The organism is Mucilaginibacter pedocola, from assembly GCF_002013915.1.
GTDB classification, from domain to species: domain Bacteria; phylum Bacteroidota; class Bacteroidia; order Sphingobacteriales; family Sphingobacteriaceae; genus Mucilaginibacter; species Mucilaginibacter pedocola.
This window is the reverse complement of the sequence record NZ_MBTF01000012.1, coordinates 256,599-275,860: the sequence shown is the minus strand read 5'-3', so window position 1 is coordinate 275,860 and position 19,262 is coordinate 256,599. Positions and strand designations below refer to the sequence as shown.

Genomic DNA, 19,262 nt, shown 5'->3' with positions numbered 1-19,262 from the left:
AGAAAAGCATTTTATTTTAGGGAGTAAATCCAGTCGATGATCTTTTTGGTATCGGCCGGTTTCAGCGCCGGGTGTGCCGGCATATCCACATCGCCCCAAACACCGTGGCCGCCGTTCACTATCTTTTTCTGTAAGTGCGCGGTTGATGCTGCGTTGTTAGGGTATTTTTTAGCAACTTCGGTAAAGGCGGGGCCAACCGATTTTTCTGACACCTTGTGGCAAGCCGCGCAATCAAGCGACATCATCAGCGCTTTGCCAGCGGCGTTAGCTTTCATGGCAGCCATTTTTACTTTCATGTCAGGCGAATCTTGCCCTGCTAATACTGCAACAGTTTTATTGCTGGTGCTTACAGCATCAAACTCATCACGAGCTTCTACCGATACGGTGTAGTTGCCTTTTTTGGTGTAGGTGTAAACCAGTTTTGGCACAGTGGTCATTTTTTTAACGCCGTTGCCCAGGTTCCACATGTAGGTTATTTTGTTTTTCTCGGGGTCGGTTGCTTTAACGGTTAGGGTGGTGGTTAAAGGCAAAGCACCGTAAGTTTTGCTCGATGCTACGCTGGCCACTTCCGGTGCGCGGTTACCGCTGTTATAATCTATACGGGCCAAACCGGCATCCTTGTTTTTAGCGAACCAGCCTGTACCATACTCCAGCAGGTAAATTTTACCATCTGGGCCGGTCTCCATATCAATAATGTTATTGAATTTGGTGTTGGCCATAAATGGCTCCATTTTATCAAGGTCGCCGTTTGGCTGCAGGGTAAGCAATTTGATGAACCCGCGGATCCAATCGTAAAAAACAACTTTCTTGTTAAAGTAATCAGGCATACGGGTAGCCTTCGGGAACATATCGGTATAGTAAGCAGGGCCTGCCATAGCGTTACGGCCACCGGTACCAACCTGCGGGAAATCCGGGGATTCGGCATACGGGTACCATATAAATGCAGGCTGTGCAGGAGGCAATTCGCGCAAACCGGTATTGTTCTTCGAATCGTTTACCGGGTGCTCTGGGTCATAAGCCGGGCCCGATACACCTGTTGCGTAATCATAAGGGTGGTAAGCATAGTTGTTACCCACAAAAAATGGCCAGCCAAAAAAGCCTGCTTTACGCGCTTGGTTAAACTCATCGTAACCGCGCGGGCCGCGTGTTGCTAAACTATCTTTTTGTGCATCCGGGCCAACTTCGCCCCAATACAGGTAACCATTCTTTTGGTCGACTGATATACGGTACGGGTTCCTGTCGCCCATTACATATATCTCGGGGCGGGTTTTTGGTGTACCCGGTTTAAACAGGTTACCATCCGGGATGCTATAGCTACCGTCGGGGTTTATTTTTATACGGAGGATCTTACCACGCAGATCGTTAGTATTACCTGCAGAGCGGCGTGCATCATGGTTCAGAAATTCAGGGCGGTCATCCTGTGGTGCAAAGGCAAAAGTGTTGTATGGCTTTTTGCCCGGCTCGTCAAAAGGCGTAGTGTTATCACCTGCCGAAAGGAACAAGGTATGATCGGGACCGAAAGCGATAGAACCACCGGTGTGGCAGCAGATCTCGCGCTGCGAGTACATCTGCAGGATGATCTTTTCGGTTTTATTATCGATGGTATCGCCCGTCATGGTAAAGCGCGATAAACGGTTCACCGAAGTATCTGCCGGGCTGTAGTAAACGTAAACGTAGTGGTTGGTTTTAAAGTCAGGGTCGATGTTAAGGCCCAGTACGCCTTCTTCGGCATTAACGCCCTTGGTATGCGTTTTCCAGTATACATCTAACCAGCCGGCTTGTTTAACGGTTTTGGTGCCGTTTTTATACAGCATCAATTCGCCGCGGCGTTGCGATACCAGTATATCGTAATTTGGCAATACGGCCATTTCAGTAGGCTCGAAGAAAGTACCTTGCACCAACTGCGTTTTCTCGAAGCGGTTAGCCTCTGGTACGCGCAGGCTGGTTACTTTGCTGTAATCTAAAGCTTTGTTATCGCCAATGGCGTATTTAATACCACCCAGGATGTGGCCAAGGAACAATGGATCGCTCCACGATTCGTTAGTATGACCCAACTCGGTGTAGAATGAGCGCCCGTTCTCGAAGTTTTGGTACCAGGCCATAGGGTGGGTGGCGCCGTTTTTACCGCCTTTGTAGCTGGTTTCATCAATGGTCATCAGCACTTTTATTTTAGGGCTGATGCTTTTAAAGTTGTACCATTCGTCCTTACGTTTCCAAACATCGGGCAAGCCTTTGGTCGATGCGTGGTTTTTATCAACCACATTCAAAACGGCTTCCTGTTGCTCGGGATGGCTATCAAAGTAAGCACCTACCAGGCGACCATAGTATTTCCAGTCGTACTCGGCATCGGCAGCAGCGTGTACACCTACAAAGTTACCGCCGGCTTGCATGTAGCGCTCCAGGTCGGCTTGCTGATAATTGTTCAGCATGTAGCCGGTAGTGTGCAGGAATACCACTGCGGCATATTTTTTAAGGTTGGCTTCGGTAATTTTAGAAGCATCGGAAGTAGTATCCACCAAAAAGTTGTTTTGGGCGCCCAGTTTCATAATGGCGGGTGCGCCTACTGCAATACTTTCGTGGTGGTAGCCGCTGGTCTTGGTGAATACCAGTATTCTCGGCTTTACGGGTATGGTGCCGTAGCTAAACAGCAGCACACACAGCGCAAGTAAAAGGGTAATTTTTATTCGCATATAGAGGATTGGTTTGTTGGCTTATAATTGGCAGCATAACAGCTATTATTCATTGTGTTATCTGTACGCAATAAAAGTAATATTAAATTTTAATAAATGGCAATAAGTATCTCAAATATTACAGATTTGGTCGACAACGAATTTGCTGAATAAAATTGGGATTTTATGAAATCGATTGCATAAAATTAAGCGGCTTGCTTTGTGGCTATTTGAGTGAACACTAATTTTTCGAATTAAGGCTAATTTCACGAATTGAGTGAACACGAATTTTTTCTAATTAAGGCGAATTACACAAATTTTTAGCTTCGTCCTTATGGCTTATTTCTTTCAGATTTGATCTGTGAAATTCGATAAAATTTATTCAATTCGTGTTCACTCAAAAAGAAATGGCGATGAGAGCCAAATCCCATCGCCATTTAAATAAAACTACAAATCGTTTTATTTCTTGCCGGTTAGTTTAAATTTTAGGGCTTGCATGTAGTAGCCGCCTACCACGCTGCGCGCCTGGAAGCCTACTTGCTTGCCGTCGGTGGTTTCGTGCCAGTCGTTCAACGGTACGCGCGATGGGGTTTCCTGCGCGAATTTGTAGATAGGAGCAACCAGTGCCTGAAAATCTTTAGGGTCGCTGGCCATGGCGGCGGTCCACATTATCCAGTCGCTTTTAGTGTAGGTTTTACGGCTATCTAATGGTAAACCATATTTTTCCTGTTTGCCCAAGTAGTATTTTATCTCTTTATCATACACCGCTTTCGGGAACAGGTTAAGGCCCAAAACTTTGTCCCAAACCATATTATACTTCTGGCTCCAGGTATTTTTATTATCGAAAACCAAAGCGAAGTGGTCGCCGGCATCGTCTTTAGCTATCCATTTAGCGGCCATATCTTTTGCCATAGCGGTGTATTTAGCGGCGGTTTTTGTATCGCCCAGGGCGGCGGCCATTTTACCGTAAGCGCCGATAGCTACAATGGCTTTTATTGATAGGTTGGCATTATGCGCCAGGTGGCCGGCAAAGTCGTCGGTGCATAATTGGTTGCCCGGGTCAAAACCTGCCTCAGCAAGGTAGTTGGTCCAGGTGGTAAGGGTTTTCCAGTGCTTTTTTGCGTAAGATGGATCTTTCTCCACTGCAGTAATAGCCGCCGCTAAGATCACCATGTTACCGCTTTCTTCAACAGGCATATCCTCGCCGTAAGTTTGGCCATTAGCCAGCGGATAGGTACCCAAATCGTGCGCAGCAAAAGGCTTGGCCCACTTGCCGCTTTCGCTGTAGTAGAAAATGCCGTTCATCATCCCCTTCAACAATTCGGGGTTGTATAGAAGGTACATTGGTGCGCATGGGTAAGTAATATCCACGGTATTGATAGAGCCATTGCTGAAGTTCTCTTTCGATAAAAACAGCAACTCGCCCTGCGGGCTTTTTACCAAAGCGTGTGCAGCAAGGCCCTGGCGGTAGGCCAATACGCAAAGCTTAGCATATTTTTCGCCGCCGGCCTGGTAGGCGTTCAGGTATATTTTAGCATCCTCGTTACGGCAGGTAGCCATTACAGTAAGATAATTTTTTAAAGATGCAGCCAGCACGCCATCGATAGTTGCGCCCGGTGTATTGCGCCACCATGGGCGCAGGTTGGTACCAAAGTACTGTACCGAGTAAATATCATCATAAGCCAACGCTATGTGCTTTTCTGCACCGTTTTTGCCGATGCGGCCGAATGGTAGCAGGGTGTTCAGCATCAGTTGTTTACCAACAACAGTGGCGTTGGTGCCGGGCGTACCTAAGTAACTGCTGATGGCGTTATCCTCGGTGCTGATGTACTGCCTTGCATTGTAAGTGGGCGATGCAACATAAAGGTAACCCCAGTCTATACGCAGGTCGTCGCCGCGTTTTTGTAATACGGGTTGCTCGGTGGTGCCGGCCTTCATAATTTTAAGTCCGTTGGCGTTGTAGGTTTCGGCTTTTACTTCCTGTGCGGCAGTGTTGCTCGCTGCAGTGGTAGATACGCCCTGGTAAATATCAACCGCATGGGTTTTACCATCATTAGCTTTTACCTCGTAGGTAATGTACGATACCGGGTTGGCCAAAGCTTTAAGGTCCTTCATCAAGAGGGGCGAAGTGAAGGTAACATTCAAATCAACCGCGCCGCATTTAAAGCTGTAATAGGTTTGGGTAGCATTAACCTTTACCGAAGTTTGTTTTGCCACTTTAACGGCCTCGTCGGTTTTGTCTTCCAGTTTTACCGAAAGCCCAACATCAAGCGAACCGGGGCCGCCGGTGTTAACGCAATGTATAGCTAAAACATTCTCACCGGTTTTTAGCGCCGATGATGCTGATTCGGTAAGCTCGAACATTTGCAGGTCGCCATTTGCGCCGGGTGCGGTGTATATGAGTTTACCGTTCAGGTAAATTTCGGCACCATCATCGTGGAAAAGGCTTAATAGTAAACGCTCTTTAGGCAACTCGTTCATGGTAAAACTGCGACGCACCCAAATATCTTTTGTTTCCCAACGAATGCCCTTTACCGATTCGCGGCTGCTGACAGGCCCTTTACCGGTCGTCCACGCTGCATCGGCAAAGTCACTTTTCTCCCAACCCGCGGCAGGTTCGGTAAAGGTGTATTTGCAGGTATAGGTAGTTTCGTCGGATGCGGCCAATATGGTTTTATACTTCGGCGCAGGTTGGCCCATAAAGCGGTAAAACTCGCCATCAACCTTTAAAACGCCAAGCAACGATTGCGGCTTACCGGTCCAGTGCGTGGTGGTAGATTCCGTTAGCTTATCAGTGTTGCTCCAAATGCTGAAATACGGGGTGTGCGTAATCAAGGGGTAAGAGGGCGCATGGTCTTGCGCCATGGCCGGCGCAGCCGACGCCAGTAGTGCGCCCATAGCCAGCGCGCGGAAAGTTTTTACCCCGCTGCGGAGGATATCGAAGTTATTTTTCATGTAAATGAATGGTTTAAAAAATATTGGTTCGCTGTGTTTTAACACAACACGAACACAATAGTATTGATTTGTTTTTTGTTGGAAAACGAATGAGACGTTTTGGAGAGGTTTTGACGCAATGCCGCTAACAAAGCACAATATTGTTACAAAAACATCCTCCTTAGGCTTGTTTTGATGCTTTTTTGAAACCCGGAATTATTTGCGCAACTTAAGCCAATATAAAAGCTACTCCATGGATACTTATAAAACTGTTTCCCAATCGCAGACCACGCTTACCGAATTGATGATACCCTCGTACGCCAACTTTGGCGGTAAAATACACGGGGGCATTATTATGGGGCTGATGGATAAGGTAGCCTATGTATGCGCGGCCAAGCATGCCGGTGCCTATTGCGTAACCGCATCGGTAGAAGGTATAGATTTTTTGGCCCCCGTAGAGGTTGGCGAAATGGTATCGCTAATGGCATCTGTAAACTACGTAGGCAAAACTTCGCTGGTAGTGGGCATCAGGGTGATATCTGAAAATGTGAAGACCCAGGAAGTAAAGCATACCAATACCAGCTACTTTACCATGGTGGCCATGAGCGATGGGCATACGCCCTTTAAAGTGCCCGGGCTTATCCTCAGAAATGATGTAGAGATACGCCGCTTTTACCAGGGGCTGCATCGAAAACAATTGAAGAAATACTATCAGCAAGAAGAATCGCGCGTAAAGTCGGATTTCGAGCGCGACGAAACTTTTGAATTGCTGAAAGGGGAGAGGTGCAGGATAGAGAGATAAATAATCTCGGATGCCGGATCTCTCCCAAACGTCATGCGGAATTTATTTCGGCAGCCCACATGCCAGGTAGCGCTCGTGCAATGCGGCTTAGCACTGTGGTTTGTATGATGGGGTGTTGAAACAAGTTCAACATGACGTAGAGAGTGGCGTTCGACTATTCCTGCTTAGCCTGGTATTTATAATGCAATTGCTTTAAAGTTTCTTCTGCCACCTCATCTGCCGAGTAGCCGTAACCGGTAACCAAAATACCTTTTTGACCTGCGGGCGATGCTAAAGCGTATACGGTAGCTTCGTCGGCTGGGTCGGTTTGGCCTTCGTAGCGGTAAACGTCAACAATTTCAAATTCATCGGCAGGGTAGGTAAACTCATCGGCTTTTAACTGATTAGCTTCGAGGTTAAAATCTAATGTAAAGCCTTGTTCTTTCAGTTTATCGATAGCTTCGGTAACGGTAGCGTAGTGGAATTTCTGTTTCATGGAGAATGTGTGTTAGGTAATATGCTGAACAAACTTAAAAAAAGAAGTTTGGTTTGTCGGAATCAGAATTTAAGAGTGAAAGAATTTCTAATATGCTGACATAACTTATACAAAGCGATTGATTAACAACGGCAAATACAATGCATCATTTCACTGAGTTAGATTTTTTTATCAAGGTATATCCTAAAATCAAGCAAATCATGGTTCAGACCACTACCTTTGCACTGTGGCACCTCCCAGATCTACCAAAACTCCCGTAAAAAGAACAACAAAACCCCGCGCATCAAAAAAGAAGCGCAAAACCGCCAGTACCTGGTGGCGCTGGCCTGCGGTAATTTTTGTATTGATATTGCTTTCGCCGCTTTATTACGGGTACATCCTCAACTTTTTTTCGGCCACCTGGCGCTGGATGCGCGATATTGGCGAAGACCCGCATTACCGCACTTATAAAAGTTATAAAATACGCATCCCCTCAGGCTACCAGATACATGGTATAGATGTATCGTACGCGCAAGGCAAAATAGACTGGCACCGCGTAAAGGCTATGGAAGAAGATAGCGTAAAAGTTGGCTTTGCTTTTATCAAGGCTACCGAAGGCCTGATGCTGGTAGACTCGTACTTTAAGCGAAACTGGCGCGAGGCGCCTAAAGCGGGCATTACTTGCGGTGCCTATCATTTTTTCCGCCCTAAAAAGAGTGGTTTGTGGCAGGCGAGGTTCTTCCTGCAAAACGTAACCATTGAGCGCGGCGACCTGCCTGCTGTTTGCGATATAGAGGTGTTGGACGGTACATCTCCCGCAGCCATGCGCAAGGAACTGAAAGAGTTTTTACGCTTTGTAGAGAACAAGACGGGCGTAAAACCTATCATCTACACCAGCATTAGCTATTACAGAGATTATCTGCAGGGCTACTTCGATGGTTACCCGCTGTGGATAGCCCACTATTACCAACCAAAATTGAAACTGGGCGGCTCAACTGCCTGGCACTTTTGGCAGCACTCGGATAAGGCCCGTGTTAACGGTATAAACCACGTGGTTGATTTTAATGTGTTTAAAGGGGATAGTTTAAGCTTTCAGAAATTGCTGGTGAGGTAGGTTTTTTAACCGCAAAGGGCGCAAAGGGCGCAAAGAAAGAGCGCAAAGAGCACGAAGCTTTGCAAGTGTTTAATAAGGTTGTTTTTGAGGGAATAGTGCTTGCTAATTAGCAATATTCGATAAATGAGATATTGAGCATTTACCGATATTTGAAGAAAAAAGGAAGATGCTCTGGAAGATATCAGCGGTTATTGCGGGTTATATGGTGTTTGCTATCAGCTCGGTGTTGTTGTTCAACTTAACGCATCATCATCCGCATGCCGATGCGCCGCTTAGCTTTAAACTGATAACCATTGCATATGGTGCATTCTTTTCCATTTTAGCAGGGGCAGTGGTGCAGCTCATCGCGAAGCAAAATAAACTTACGCTTAATTATATTTTAGCAGGGCTAATGTTCGTGCTGGCAGGTACCTCTATGGCATTATCCTCAGGCAGCCATTGGACGCAGTTGTTCGCTATGTTCATCTTCGCGCCGGTTTCGGTGTTGGGAGGGTTTATCGTTTTTAAAAGGCAGTGATATTTTAACCACGGAGGGCACTGAGGTTACGCGGAGGTTCGCAGACGCCTTTGCATGTGGTTAGTGAGTTTGTATGGTGGTTAAATCGTGTTTACTTATTGGCGTCTTTATCCTCTGTGTAAAAAATAAGCCGCTATCCAAAACTCTGCGCACCTCAGTGTAATCTCCCATACCTCCGTGGTTAAAATAGCCACCAACACCTCCCGGCCTTCTTTTTTGTTTTAAATAAACAACTCCTGCTATAGTATGTTCAATAATTATATATTTGAGCAGCAGCAATTGTACTGTGCAACCAATTAACCCCGGCGCATAGCGCTACCCATTATGGCAAAGAAAACAAAAACTACCGAAGCCGAAAGCCCTGAATTGAAACCTGCGAAAGCAGCTAAACCAAAGGCCGCCAAAAAAGCCGAAGCGCCTAAAGTTGAGGCCGTTGAAGCTAAGAAGCCTAAAGCCGCACCTAAAAAAGCTGTTGCAAAAGCTAAGGCCGAGCCTGCTGCCCTCGCATCACAGGATATTAAAGCCGTAGAGCCCTACAGCCGCTTTACCGATTTCGATATCGACTTATTTAAGGCCGGTAAGCATTACAAGCTTTACGAAAAATTGGGTTCGCATGTGGTGGAGTATAAGGGAGTGGTAGGAACCTATTTTGCTGTATGGGCACCTAACGCGCAGTATGTGGCCGTTATTGGCAACTTCAACGGCTGGAACCGCGGTTCGCACCAGTTGAATTACCGCTGGGATGCCTCGGGTATCTGGGAAGGCTGGATACCTAACATAGGTAACGGCGAAACTTATAAATATTTCATCAAATCGCATAACGGGATGGAGTTGGAAAAAGCCGACCCATTCGCCTTGCGCTGGGAACTGCCTCCGCAAACAGCTTCGATAGTTGCCGATACTTATTACGAGTGGAAAGACCAGGACTGGATGGCCAAACGCCATAGCCACAATGCGCTTGATAAACCGCATTCGGTTTACGAAATGCACGTAGGCTCCTGGGCGCGCAACCCCGAAAGCCCTGATGAATTTTTGAACTACCGCCAACTGGCCGATAAACTGGTGCCTTACATTACCGAGATGGGCTTTACCCATGTAGAGTTTATGCCGATAATGGAGCACCCATATTACCCAAGCTGGGGATACCAGATAACGGGCTTCTACGCGGCATCGTGCCGTTATGGTAGTCCGCAGGACCTGATGTATTTAGTAGAGCAATTGCACAATGCGGGCATAGGCGTTATACTGGATTGGGTGCCTTCGCACTTCCCCGGCGATATGCACGGGCTTTACATGTTTGATGGTACACACCTTTTTGAGCATGAGGACCTGCGCAAAGGCTTCCACCCCGATTGGAAATCGTACATATTTAACTACGGGCGCAATGAGGTACGCGCGTTCCTGATTAGCAACGCTATCTTTTGGCTGGAGCGTTACCACGTTGACGGGCTGAGGGTTGATGCGGTAGCATCGATGCTTTACCTCGATTACTCGCGTAACCACGGTGAGTGGGAAGCTAACGTGTTTGGCGGCAACGAGAATTTGGAAGCTATATCTTTCCTGAAAGAGTTTAATACGGCGGTATTTAGCAACTTCCCTGATGTGCAAACCATTGCCGAGGAGTCTACATCGTTTACCGGCGTAAGCCGCCCGGTGTATACCGGTGGTTTGGGCTTTGGCATGAAGTGGATGATGGGTTGGATGCACGATACGCTTGACTATTTTAAACTGAACCCTATTTACCGCCAATACCACCAAAACCAGCTTACCTTTAGTATGGTGTATGCCTTCACCGAAAACTTTATGCTGCCTTTCTCGCACGATGAGGTAGTATATGGCAAAGGTAGTATGCTGGGCAAAATGCCGGGAGATGACTGGCAGCGTTTTGCCAACCTGCGCCTGTTGTACAGCTTTATGTATACGCACCCGGGTACCAAACTACTGTTTATGGGTGGCGAGTTTGGCCAAAGCGCCGAATGGAACTTCAAGCAATCGCTGGACTGGCACCTGCTGGAATATGATAGCCACAACGGTATTAAAGAAACGGTAAAAGCTATAAACCATTTATACAAAGCCGAACCTGCGCTATACGAAAAAGCCTTCGACTGGACGGGCTTTGAATGGATAGATGCCAGCAACCCGTCGGCATCGGTAATTGTTTACACCCGCAAAGCTAACGACCATGCTAACGACCTAGTAGTGGTATTGAACATGACGCCCATACCGCACTATAACTACCGCATTGGCGTGCCCGAAGCAGGGGAGTGGCAGGAGATATTCAATTCGGATGCTAAGCAGTATTGGGGCGGCGGGGTAAATAACCCTAACCCGATAGCTACAGATGCCGAAGCATGGCACGGTAAAGAAAATTCGATGCAGATAACCGTACCACCACTGGCCGCAGCCATATTTAAAAGAGTAACGCAGTCCGAAACAAAAGCGAAGAAAACGCGGTTGAAGAAAGCATGAAGTTCTTCTATTTATATCTCATAGGCGGCATAGTAGCGTTGGCCTTATTGGTTTACCAACTCATAGTAACTTACCCCGATGTGAGGTATAACGGTGTGCTGGTTTACGCCACGGCAACCGGGGTATTGTTTTACATGGCCAATAAGGCGTATCATGTTAAGAAGGATAAAGAATTGATGTAATGGAAGCGTATAGATCTGCCAACTTTCAAAAAGTTGGCAGATCTTATATAGTTTTCAATTCCTGAAATTCTGTGTTATCATCAATCCGTAAACGCCGCCATCTAAAATACCTATACCCAGGCGCCCATAGTTGGGGTTAAGTATATTGGCCCTATGCCCGGGCGAATTCATTAAGCCATTATGAGCTGTTATGAGTGTTTGCGCCAGAGCAATATTTTCGCCGGCAGTCATGTACTTTATCCCGCCTTTTTTCATCCGATCGAATGGGTCTGCTCCCGAGGGGGTATAGTGCGAAAAGTAACTTTTGGCAAACATATCTACAGAATGCTTGCGTGCAACTACAGCCATTTCCGGGTCGGCTTCTAAGGCTTTTAAGCCGCGTTTTGTGCGTTCCTTATTCACCAATTCCAGCATCTCGTCTTCCAGGTCTTCCCTAACTTTAGCGTCGGTTACTTTAAAAGGCAGTTTTATAAATTCCTTATCCGTATGTCCTTCGGCTTCCTCTTTCTTTGGTGCTACGTTACTTAATGCTTCTTTAAATACAGGTGTGAGCGAATCGTCCAACCAGGTAATGCGCGATATCAGTTTGTTTGCCAGCCTGCTTTCGCGTGTTTGTTTCGATAGCCCGGTATTGAAGGGAATGAGTAACAAAATGCCGGATAGCAATACCGCCCAAACAAAACCATTGGCGAAGCCCGGTATGGTACCCAGCAATTGGTTGAGGGCGTTCCGGTGAATATGGTTGGGGATTTGCTTCAGCCAGCTATTAATAAGCCTGTCTATAAACACTTTACCCAGTAATACACCCAGCATAAACGATAAGGGCGGCAGCCAAAAATCTGCCGAGGGCATCAGCATTTGTAAAAAGCCCGCCAATGGCCTATACGCTAAAAAGCCGGCAGCTAAACTGCCCACCCACGATAGCAGCGAAAACGCCGCCAACACAAAGCCCTGCCTTATGCCGCCCCAAATACTAAGTATAAAAATAAGGATGAGCAAAAGGGTAACGTAGTTCATATGGTTATTGGTGCTGTTTTACCTCCTAAAATAGGATTAGTTTTTGATTTTCTTTATTGAGGTTGAGTTGAAGCCTCGGCCGGAAAACTATAAAAACGGATGCACAGTATTAACGATGCAAAACAGGCAATGAGTATCATTAAAATATTTACGAACGAATAGTTGCGGGAATTTTGCACTACAAAGAAATACAAACAGGCCAGCGGCACAGCAAAGAAAAGTGTAGAAACCGTAATTCGCGATTTTTTATTGTAAATGCCGTCTGCCGATTGGCCGATACGGAAAGTTGTAAAAAACAACACCAGGGACGAGATTGCTGTTATAATGCCTATGTCATAGAAATGAATATGAGCGCTAAAGCTCCAATTGGCAAATTTCACCAATATAATAAACCCCATTGCTGCATAGAGAGCGGCGAGATTGAGGATCGGCGATAGTAACAAAGTTGTGAAGCCAACTTTTAAACAATAGATAGATGCTTTTTTCATGATAAGGTTAAGTAAAAATAACCTTTATCTTGAAATTAAAAAATATGAGATTAACCCTTAGAAGGTTGAAAGGAAATTAACCTCTAAGCAGGTAAAGATTACTTCGCCTGCTTAGAAGTTATACAATGAACTACAGATTTTCGCCCGCCGGGCCCTGCCCTTTATTCGATGCATTTTGCGGTTGCGGGTCTTCTAACTCCGGGTTGTCGTTAAAGGGTACCACGGTTGGTATTTCCTTAGCCTTATCAGGGTCGTTAATGTTTTGTTTAAGGGTATCGTTACCTACGTTGGCCACATTACCTGCGCCATCATGGTTTTTGCCTTGCCCGTTGGCACGGTCGTATTTTTCTGCTACACTTTCCATAATTCTATAATTTAAGGTTGATGTTTGATAGTTTAGGTATAGAAAAAACCGTACCAATTAAGTAGGAAGCCCGAAGTTTTAAGTCGGAAGTTAAGTACAAACTAAGGTCATGCATCATTTAAAGCTTAGGGCTTACGACTTCGAACTTAAGACTTACGACTTAAAACTTAACACTATCTTTGCCCCAATGCAAAACCGCCACGCATATTCGCAGCTTATTAAAACCGAGGCTAAAAACCTGGGCTTTTTGTTTTGTGGTATATCCAAGGCAGAGTTTTTAGAGGAGGAGGCCCCGCGGCTGGAGAACTGGCTGGCTAAAGGCATGCATGGCGAAATGAAGTATATGGAAAACTACTTCGATAAGCGGTTAGATCCGCGCCTGCTGGTAGATGGTGCCAAATCGGTTATTTCACTCGGCTTAAATTATTATACCGATGAATTGCAGCTCGATTCATCAGCCCCTAAAATATCCAAGTATGCCTACGGCGCCGATTACCACACCGTTATTAAAGATAAGTTAAAACTGCTTTTAGAGTTTATTAACGAGCAGATAGGAGAGGTGGGCGGCCGTGCCTTTGTAGATTCGGCACCCGTACTGGATAAGGCCTGGGCAAAAAAGGCCGGGCTGGGCTGGGTTGGCAAAAACTCTAACCTCATCAGTAAACAGGTAGGTTCCTTCTTCTTTCTGGCCGAACTCATCGTCGACATTGAATTGGAGTACGATATAGAACCCACTGCCGACCATTGCGGCACCTGCACCCGCTGCATTGATGCTTGCCCTACAGATGCCATAGTTGGCCCTTACATTGTGGATGGCAGCCGCTGCATATCGTACCTCACCATCGAACTAAAAAACGAGATACCCCAGGAGTTTAAAGGCAAAATGGATAACTGGATGTTCGGCTGCGACATTTGTCAGGACGTTTGCCCCTGGAACCGTTTCTCGGTACTGCACAACGAACCCGCCTTTAAACCCCATCCCGAATTACATGGCTTAAAAAAAGCTGATTGGGAGGATATTACCCGAGATGTGTTTCAGAAGGTGTTTAAAAACTCTGCAGTGAAGAGGACGAAGTTTGAGGGGCTGCAAAGGAATATCAAATTCTTAGTCCCCCAGCCCCCTGAAGGGGGAGCAAAATAAAAAGCCGCGGATTTTCGTCCGCGGCTTTCTTTCTATTAACTCATGCTTTTCAAAAGCTCCCCCTTCAGGGGGCTGGGGGGCTCGGGCTTACGCCTTCCCAAACTTATTCTTCAACGCAGCCAGCATATCATTATCTACCGGCTTTGCAGGCTCATCCTTCTTTTTAAAATTCTGGTTGTTATTGTATGGCTTGTTTATTTGCGGGCTTGTGCGGGGCGCGTTATTTGCAAAATTTGGCCTTGGTGCATCCGGTTTTGGAGCAGCGGGTTGCGCAGGTTTGTTGGCCTGGCGCTCGGCATTCTTTTTGGCATTCCAGCGTTTGTATACTTCTTCCAGTTTGCGTTTGGTATAAAGCGGGAAATCGCCCTGCATCATCCACGAATAATAGCTTGGCTCGGCGTTAAGCACGTCTTCTACGCGCCTGCCTTTATGCTTGCCAAAGTTTATGGTTTCGTGCCCCTCTTCATCATAAACCATACGGCCCGCAAAATCAACCGGGCGGCTTAGGTTGGTAAATTTGTGCAGGTCTTCAATATCGCCGGTAACGGGTTTACTGCGGTTACCTTTTTTATCTTCAAATTCGGTATCTACATAGCGCTCTACCTGCGCAATCAGCACTTCCATAGTAGCGCGGGTGTCCGCCTCTGCGCTGTGGGCATTTATAATGTCTTTATCGCAATAAAATTTATAAGCTGCCTTTAATGTACGCTGCTCCATTTGGTGGAAGATGTTCTGCACATCTACAAAAAAGCGGTTCTCCAAATCAAACACTACGCCCGCGCGCAGAAACTCTTCCATCAGCATAGGTATATCAAACTTGTTGCTGTTGTAACCTGCCAGGTCAGCTTCACCAATAAATTCGGCTACGCTGTTGGCCAATTCCTGAAAGCGTTTTTCATCCTGCACGTGCTCATCGTATATGCCGTGTACCAGTGATGATTCCAGCGGGATAGCTATCCCCGGGTTTACGCGCCACGTCATAACCTCTTCGCTGCCATCGGGATTCATTTTTATTACCGATATTTCTACGATACGGTCGGTGCCTATGTTGGTACCTGTTGTTTCCAGGTCGAAGAAGGCCAGAGGGCGTTTTAAATTCAATTTCATGCTATACTCTTAAGGATTGCAAAGTTGGCAAAAACCTTAAACTTATTGGCTTTTATTTTTCTGATAAATAATGGCGAAAATGATTATTTTCATAGCTGCTAAAATTGACTTAAACCTATATGATTAAAAAGATTTCCCTGTTGGCGCTTTTCGTTGTAACGAGTGCTGCTTCCCGCGCACAGGATTTCCGCTATGGCGGTATCACTGCCGACGAACTTTACCTTAAAACTTATAAAAATGATACATCGGCCCGGGCAGTATATTTGAACGATTATGGCACAACTTCGCTTAACATAGGCAGCGATGACCATGTACAGATAATGCACGAGCGCCATGTGCGGATAAAGATCCTGAAAACGCAAGGCTTTGATAAGGCTACCATTGAAATTCCGCTGCGCGTGCGCGAACAGGATGAAGAAGTAGCGGAAGATATAAAAGGCTTTACCCTTAATGTAACCGAAGGCGGAGTTGAAACCCGCACCCAACTGGAACCCGCCAAAATTTTTACCGAGAAAAATAATAAATATTGGAAAACGGTGAAGTTTACCATGCCTAACTTAAAGCCGGGCAGCATTATCGAATACAGTTATATGCTGCGCTCGCCTTATTGGTGGTATTTTCCAGAATGGATGTTTCAGGACGATATCCCTAAACTAAATTCTAAATACGAAGCGCATATCCCCGGCTTCTGGACGTTTAACGTTTCGTTACGCGGGCCTTATAAGCTTACAACTAACAATGCCGAACTGGAAAGGGAGTGTTTCACTTATCACGCTGCCAAGGCCGATTGCTCGCACCTAACATTTGCAATAGCGGATGTACCGGCCTTTACCGAGGAGGATTACATGACATCGCGCAAGAACTTCCTGTCGGCCGTGTATTTCGAACTATCGGAGTATACCAACCTGGGCACCGGTGCAAAAATTAAAAACGCCAAAGAGTGGAAAGATATTGATTACAGCATGAAGCACTCCGACTATTTTGGCTCGCAACTGAAAAAGAAAGACCAGCTTAAGCCCTACATAACGCCTGTTATTGCCGGTAAAACTACCGAACTTGAAAAGGCGGAGGCCATTTATGCATACATACAAAAAAACGTTAAGTGGAACAATATAACCTCATACGGCAGCGAGGGTGTACGCAAAACATTAGATAGCCATACCGGCGATGTGGGCGATATTAACCTCGCGCTTGTAACCGCGCTTTCGGCGGCGGGTATTAATGCCGAGGCTGTGTTACTAAGTACCCGCGCCAACGGGCTTATTAATAAACTGTTCCCGGTAGAAAACGATTTTAATTATGTAATTGCCAAAGCCAATATCGGCGATAAAACTTATCTGCTTGACGCTACCGACCCATTGCTGGGCTTTGGCATACTGCCCCTGCGCTGCCTTAACGACCAGGGCCGTGTAATGAGCCTTGATAAACCCAGCTATTGGATAGATATGCCAACCAAACAGCGTAAAGCGCAAACCAGCGCCTATGATTTCACTTTACAGCCCAACGGCAAGCTTAAGGGCACCATTACGGCCTACTACATTGGGTACGATGCTTACGAAAAGCGCAAAGCCATAAAAAAATTCAATACCACCGAAGAGTACGTGGAGAACCTTGATGAGCAACTGACAAAAACGAAGATAATAAGCTCGGAGATAACAAACCTGGATAGCCTTAACCTGCCCATAACCGAGAAATACGAAGTTGAGATTGATGCTTTTGATAAAGGCAACCAGGCTAAATTGGCATTTAACCCTTTCTTTTTCGATAGGATAACTAATAACCCCTTTAAACTTACCGAGCGCCTTTATCCGGTAGATTGGGGGATGCCATCAGACGACCGCTTTATATTAAATATGCACCTGCCCGATGGTTACGAGGTAGAAAGCGCTCCGCAGGGGCTTGGCATAAGCCTGCCCAATGGCGGTGGCAAGTTTATTACAAATTTTGCGGGCGAGGGAAATAATTTTACCTTTTCAAACGTGTTCCAACTAAATAAATCTGTTTACGAACCCGAAGAATATCCTTACCTTAAAGAACTGTATAACAAAGTAATTGCTGCCGAACGTGCAGAGATTGTGTTTAAAAAGAAATAAATGAGAGTGTTTTATATTGCTGTATTGATGCTTGCCCTAACAACGGGCGCAAACGCGCAGCAAAACTACGATGTAAGCCTTATACCTAAAGATTTGCTGCCCTACGCCAGCGCTGTAGTACGCAACGAGGAGGTGAATATAGAAGTGAAGGATGATGATAATACCGTTTACCACGTAAAGCGGGCCATTACCGTACTGAATAAAAATGGCGATGATTTGGCCCGCATTGTTTTGTGGTACAATAAAAGCAACCCCATACGCGGGCTAAAAGGGTTAACTTATAACGAGTTTGGCAAGCCTGTTGGCAAATTCAGCGAGAAGGAACTGGTTGACCAAAGCGCTACGGCCAGTTATTCGCTGTTCGATGATTCGAGGGTGAAGCATTTTATACCTTCTATAGGTTCGTACCCGTACACAATTGAGTATGAGTACGAGCAGCGGTCGCGCCAGTCGCTTAATTTCGACGATTGGCAGCCCAATAGCGAGCCGGGGCTGGCAGTTGAGAAAAGCACCTTTGTTTTTATTTGTGCACCATCGTTCCGTATCAGGTATAAAGAAATTAATGTACCTGTTGCAGCGGTTACAGGTACAACAAAAGATGGGCTTAAAACTTATACCTGGCAACTGAAGAATGCAAAAGCTATCCGGAACGAGCCCATGAGCCCCAATAAGGAAGAATATCTTACGTCGGTAAAAATTGCCCCGCAGGATTTTAAATACGAGGGTATCAGCGGATCTTTTACAAACTGGAAAGAACTTGGCCAGTGGAATTACGACAAGTTGCTGGCCAGCCGCCGTGCTTTGCCTGCTGCCACCGTGCAGCAAATGAGGGATCTTACTGCCGGTATAACCGATCCGAAACAAAAAGCTAAAAAGATATACGAGTACATGCAGGGTAAAACGCGCTACATAAGCGTGCAGGTAGGTATTGGTGGCTACAGGCCTTTTTTAGCCTCGGAGGTTGACCAAACCAGCTACGGCGATTGTAAGGCATTGGTGAATTACACACAGGCGCTGCTGGATGCTGTGGGCATACCATCGTGGTATTGCGTAGTGCAGGCCGGCAGCCGTAAAATAAGCCTCCTGTCCGATTTTGCCAGCCAGGGGCAGGGCAACCATATTATTTTATGCCTGCCCTTTAAAAACGATACCACTTTTGTGGAGTGTACCAGCCAAAAAATACCCTTTGGTTTCCTGAGCGATTTTACCGACGACCGTAACGTATTGGCCTGCACACCCCAGGGCGGCAAATTAATGCATACCACCAAATACGCAGCGCAAACTAACCTGCAAGCTCGCCGCGCCGATTTAGTAATTGGCGACGACGGCACGCTTACCGGCAGCGTAAATACCGTTTTTAAAGGCACGCAGTACGATAACCGCGAAGATATGCTGGATGAGCCGCGAACAGAGCAGCTTAAGCGCTTTCCGAAGTTGTACCCCTCTATTAACAACCTTGAGGTAGATGCATATACTTTTAAGCAGGATAAAAATATACTCCCTGCTATTACCGAAGACCTGAAAATTACGGCGAGGGATTTTGCTACCAACGATAATGGCAAGCTTTACTTTTCGGTAAATCCCTTAAACCGCACAGGCAGGCGATTGCGCGATATACGTAACCGTACCACCGCGCTATACATTAACAGCGGCTATACCGACGATGATGTGATAACGTACAAGCTGCCGGCAGGTTATAAGCCCGAATTTAATATGCCCAATGTTTCGATAGAAAAACCTTTCGGTAAGTTTACAGTAAGTGCCACCGTCAGCGGAGATAAGCTAAGTTTTAAGCGCCACCTGCAACTGGTTGATGGTACTTATGATAAAGCACTGTACGCCGATTTGGTAAGCTTTTACGAAGCTATTGCCGATGCTGATAACTACAATGTAGCGCTTGTGAAAAAGTAG

The 19,262-nt window shown here is 46.2% G+C and carries 15 protein-coding genes; 8 read left to right on the top strand and 7 right to left on the bottom strand.

Annotated elements, in window-relative coordinates; genetic code table 11:
* Nucleotides 1–11: 11 nt before the first annotated feature.
* Together BC343_RS13590 and BC343_RS13585 are read right to left on the bottom strand one after the other, a co-directional pair.
* Entirely contained in the window at nucleotides 12–2,690 is a 2,679-nt protein-coding gene (locus BC343_RS13590) for a ThuA domain-containing protein (RefSeq protein ID WP_078348339.1), read from the bottom strand.
* Nucleotides 2,691–3,128: 438 nt separating this feature from the next.
* Complete coding sequence (locus BC343_RS13585; protein ID WP_078348338.1) at nucleotides 3,129–5,624, bottom strand: glutaminase family protein; 2,496 nt, start codon at nucleotides 5,622–5,624, stop codon at nucleotides 3,129–3,131.
* Between the two features lie 232 nt (nucleotides 5,625–5,856).
* Between BC343_RS13585 and BC343_RS13580 the strand changes: the two genes are divergently transcribed.
* Nucleotides 5,857–6,405: an acyl-CoA thioesterase gene (locus BC343_RS13580; protein ID WP_078348337.1), complete on the top strand. Its 549-nt coding sequence runs from the start codon at nucleotides 5,857–5,859 to the stop codon at nucleotides 6,403–6,405.
* A gap of 154 nt (nucleotides 6,406–6,559) precedes the next feature.
* Here BC343_RS13580 and BC343_RS13575 read toward each other — a convergent pair whose 3' ends face one another.
* Nucleotides 6,560–6,880, bottom strand: a complete 321-nt coding sequence (locus BC343_RS13575; protein ID WP_078348336.1) for a hypothetical protein — start codon at nucleotides 6,878–6,880, stop codon at nucleotides 6,560–6,562.
* 226 nt (nucleotides 6,881–7,106) lie between these two features.
* On the opposite strand from BC343_RS13575, the gene BC343_RS13570 reads away from it, so the two are divergent.
* The 4 genes from BC343_RS13570 to BC343_RS30765 all read left to right on the top strand — a co-directional run bounded on the left by BC343_RS13570 (nucleotide 7,107) and on the right by BC343_RS30765 (nucleotide 11,141).
* Nucleotides 7,107–7,973, top strand: coding sequence for a glycoside hydrolase family 25 protein (locus BC343_RS13570; RefSeq protein ID WP_078348335.1), 867 nt, complete (start codon nucleotides 7,107–7,109; stop codon nucleotides 7,971–7,973).
* A 166-nt stretch (nucleotides 7,974–8,139) separates the two neighbouring features.
* Complete coding sequence (locus tag BC343_RS13565) at nucleotides 8,140–8,490, top strand: hypothetical protein (protein WP_078348334.1); 351 nt, start codon at nucleotides 8,140–8,142, stop codon at nucleotides 8,488–8,490.
* Between the two features lie 324 nt (nucleotides 8,491–8,814).
* A complete protein-coding gene (glgB, locus tag BC343_RS13560; RefSeq protein ID WP_078348333.1) occupies nucleotides 8,815–10,959 on the top strand; it encodes a 1,4-alpha-glucan branching protein GlgB in 2,145 nt (714 codons plus the stop codon).
* Nucleotides 10,956–11,141 carry a hypothetical protein gene (locus BC343_RS30765; protein WP_143822175.1) on the top strand — a complete coding sequence of 62 codons (186 nt, stop codon included), beginning with the start codon at nucleotides 10,956–10,958 and terminating at the stop codon, nucleotides 11,139–11,141. The genes glgB and BC343_RS30765 overlap by 4 nt, the downstream gene beginning before the upstream one ends.
* Before the next feature lie 54 nt (nucleotides 11,142–11,195).
* On the opposite strand, the gene BC343_RS13555 is transcribed toward BC343_RS30765, so the two are convergent.
* The 3 genes from BC343_RS13555 to BC343_RS13545 form a co-directional block, all read right to left on the bottom strand.
* The gene (locus BC343_RS13555) at nucleotides 11,196–12,158 is read right to left on the bottom strand and encodes a CvpA family protein (protein WP_078348332.1); all 963 of its coding nucleotides are present in this window, start codon (nucleotides 12,156–12,158) and stop codon (nucleotides 11,196–11,198) included.
* A gap of 53 nt (nucleotides 12,159–12,211) precedes the next feature.
* Nucleotides 12,212–12,646, bottom strand: coding sequence for a hypothetical protein (locus BC343_RS13550; RefSeq protein ID WP_078348331.1), 435 nt, complete (start codon nucleotides 12,644–12,646; stop codon nucleotides 12,212–12,214).
* Nucleotides 12,647–12,776: 130 nt separating this feature from the next.
* The gene (locus BC343_RS13545) at nucleotides 12,777–13,010 is read right to left on the bottom strand and encodes a hypothetical protein (protein WP_078348330.1); all 234 of its coding nucleotides are present in this window, start codon (nucleotides 13,008–13,010) and stop codon (nucleotides 12,777–12,779) included.
* 187 nt (nucleotides 13,011–13,197) lie between these two features.
* Between BC343_RS13545 and queG the strand changes: the two genes are divergently transcribed.
* A complete protein-coding gene (queG, locus tag BC343_RS13540; RefSeq protein WP_078348329.1) occupies nucleotides 13,198–14,151 on the top strand; it encodes a tRNA epoxyqueuosine(34) reductase QueG in 954 nt (317 codons plus the stop codon).
* A gap of 87 nt (nucleotides 14,152–14,238) precedes the next feature.
* Here queG and BC343_RS13535 read toward each other — a convergent pair whose 3' ends face one another.
* Entirely contained in the window at nucleotides 14,239–15,258 is a 1,020-nt protein-coding gene (locus tag BC343_RS13535; RefSeq protein WP_078348328.1) for a 3'-5' exonuclease, read from the bottom strand.
* A gap of 119 nt (nucleotides 15,259–15,377) precedes the next feature.
* On the opposite strand from BC343_RS13535, the gene BC343_RS13530 reads away from it, so the two are divergent.
* Together BC343_RS13530 and BC343_RS13525 are read left to right on the top strand one after the other, a co-directional pair.
* Nucleotides 15,378–17,351: a DUF3857 domain-containing protein gene (locus tag BC343_RS13530; RefSeq protein ID WP_238381773.1), complete on the top strand. Its 1,974-nt coding sequence runs from the start codon at nucleotides 15,378–15,380 to the stop codon at nucleotides 17,349–17,351.
* Complete coding sequence (locus BC343_RS13525) at nucleotides 17,352–19,262, top strand: DUF3857 domain-containing protein (protein ID WP_078348327.1); 1,911 nt, start codon at nucleotides 17,352–17,354, stop codon at nucleotides 19,260–19,262.

Bases quoted from the DNA above. Each gene is read 5' to 3' on its own strand.
- BC343_RS13590 (WP_078348339.1), bottom strand. From the start codon at position 2,690: ATGCGAATAAAAATTACCCTTTTACTTGCGCTGTGTGTGCTGCTGTTT.
- BC343_RS13585 (WP_078348338.1), bottom strand. From the start codon at position 5,624: ATGAAAAATAACTTCGATATCCTCCGCAGCGGGGTAAAAACTTTCCGC.
- BC343_RS13580 (WP_078348337.1), top strand. From the start codon at position 5,857: ATGGATACTTATAAAACTGTTTCCCAATCGCAGACCACGCTTACCGAA.
- BC343_RS13575 (WP_078348336.1), bottom strand. From the start codon at position 6,880: ATGAAACAGAAATTCCACTACGCTACCGTTACCGAAGCTATCGATAAA.
- BC343_RS13565 (WP_078348334.1), top strand. From the start codon at position 8,140: ATGCTCTGGAAGATATCAGCGGTTATTGCGGGTTATATGGTGTTTGCT.
- glgB (WP_078348333.1), top strand. From the start codon at position 8,815: ATGGCAAAGAAAACAAAAACTACCGAAGCCGAAAGCCCTGAATTGAAA.
- BC343_RS30765 (WP_143822175.1), top strand. From the start codon at position 10,956: ATGAAGTTCTTCTATTTATATCTCATAGGCGGCATAGTAGCGTTGGCC.
- BC343_RS13555 (WP_078348332.1), bottom strand. From the start codon at position 12,158: ATGAACTACGTTACCCTTTTGCTCATCCTTATTTTTATACTTAGTATT.
- BC343_RS13550 (WP_078348331.1), bottom strand. From the start codon at position 12,646: ATGAAAAAAGCATCTATCTATTGTTTAAAAGTTGGCTTCACAACTTTG.
- BC343_RS13545 (WP_078348330.1), bottom strand. From the start codon at position 13,010: ATGGAAAGTGTAGCAGAAAAATACGACCGTGCCAACGGGCAAGGCAAA.
- queG (WP_078348329.1), top strand. From the start codon at position 13,198: ATGCAAAACCGCCACGCATATTCGCAGCTTATTAAAACCGAGGCTAAA.
- BC343_RS13535 (WP_078348328.1), bottom strand. From the start codon at position 15,258: ATGAAATTGAATTTAAAACGCCCTCTGGCCTTCTTCGACCTGGAAACA.
- BC343_RS13530 (WP_238381773.1), top strand. From the start codon at position 15,378: ATGATTAAAAAGATTTCCCTGTTGGCGCTTTTCGTTGTAACGAGTGCT.
- BC343_RS13525 (WP_078348327.1), top strand. From the start codon at position 17,352: ATGAGAGTGTTTTATATTGCTGTATTGATGCTTGCCCTAACAACGGGC.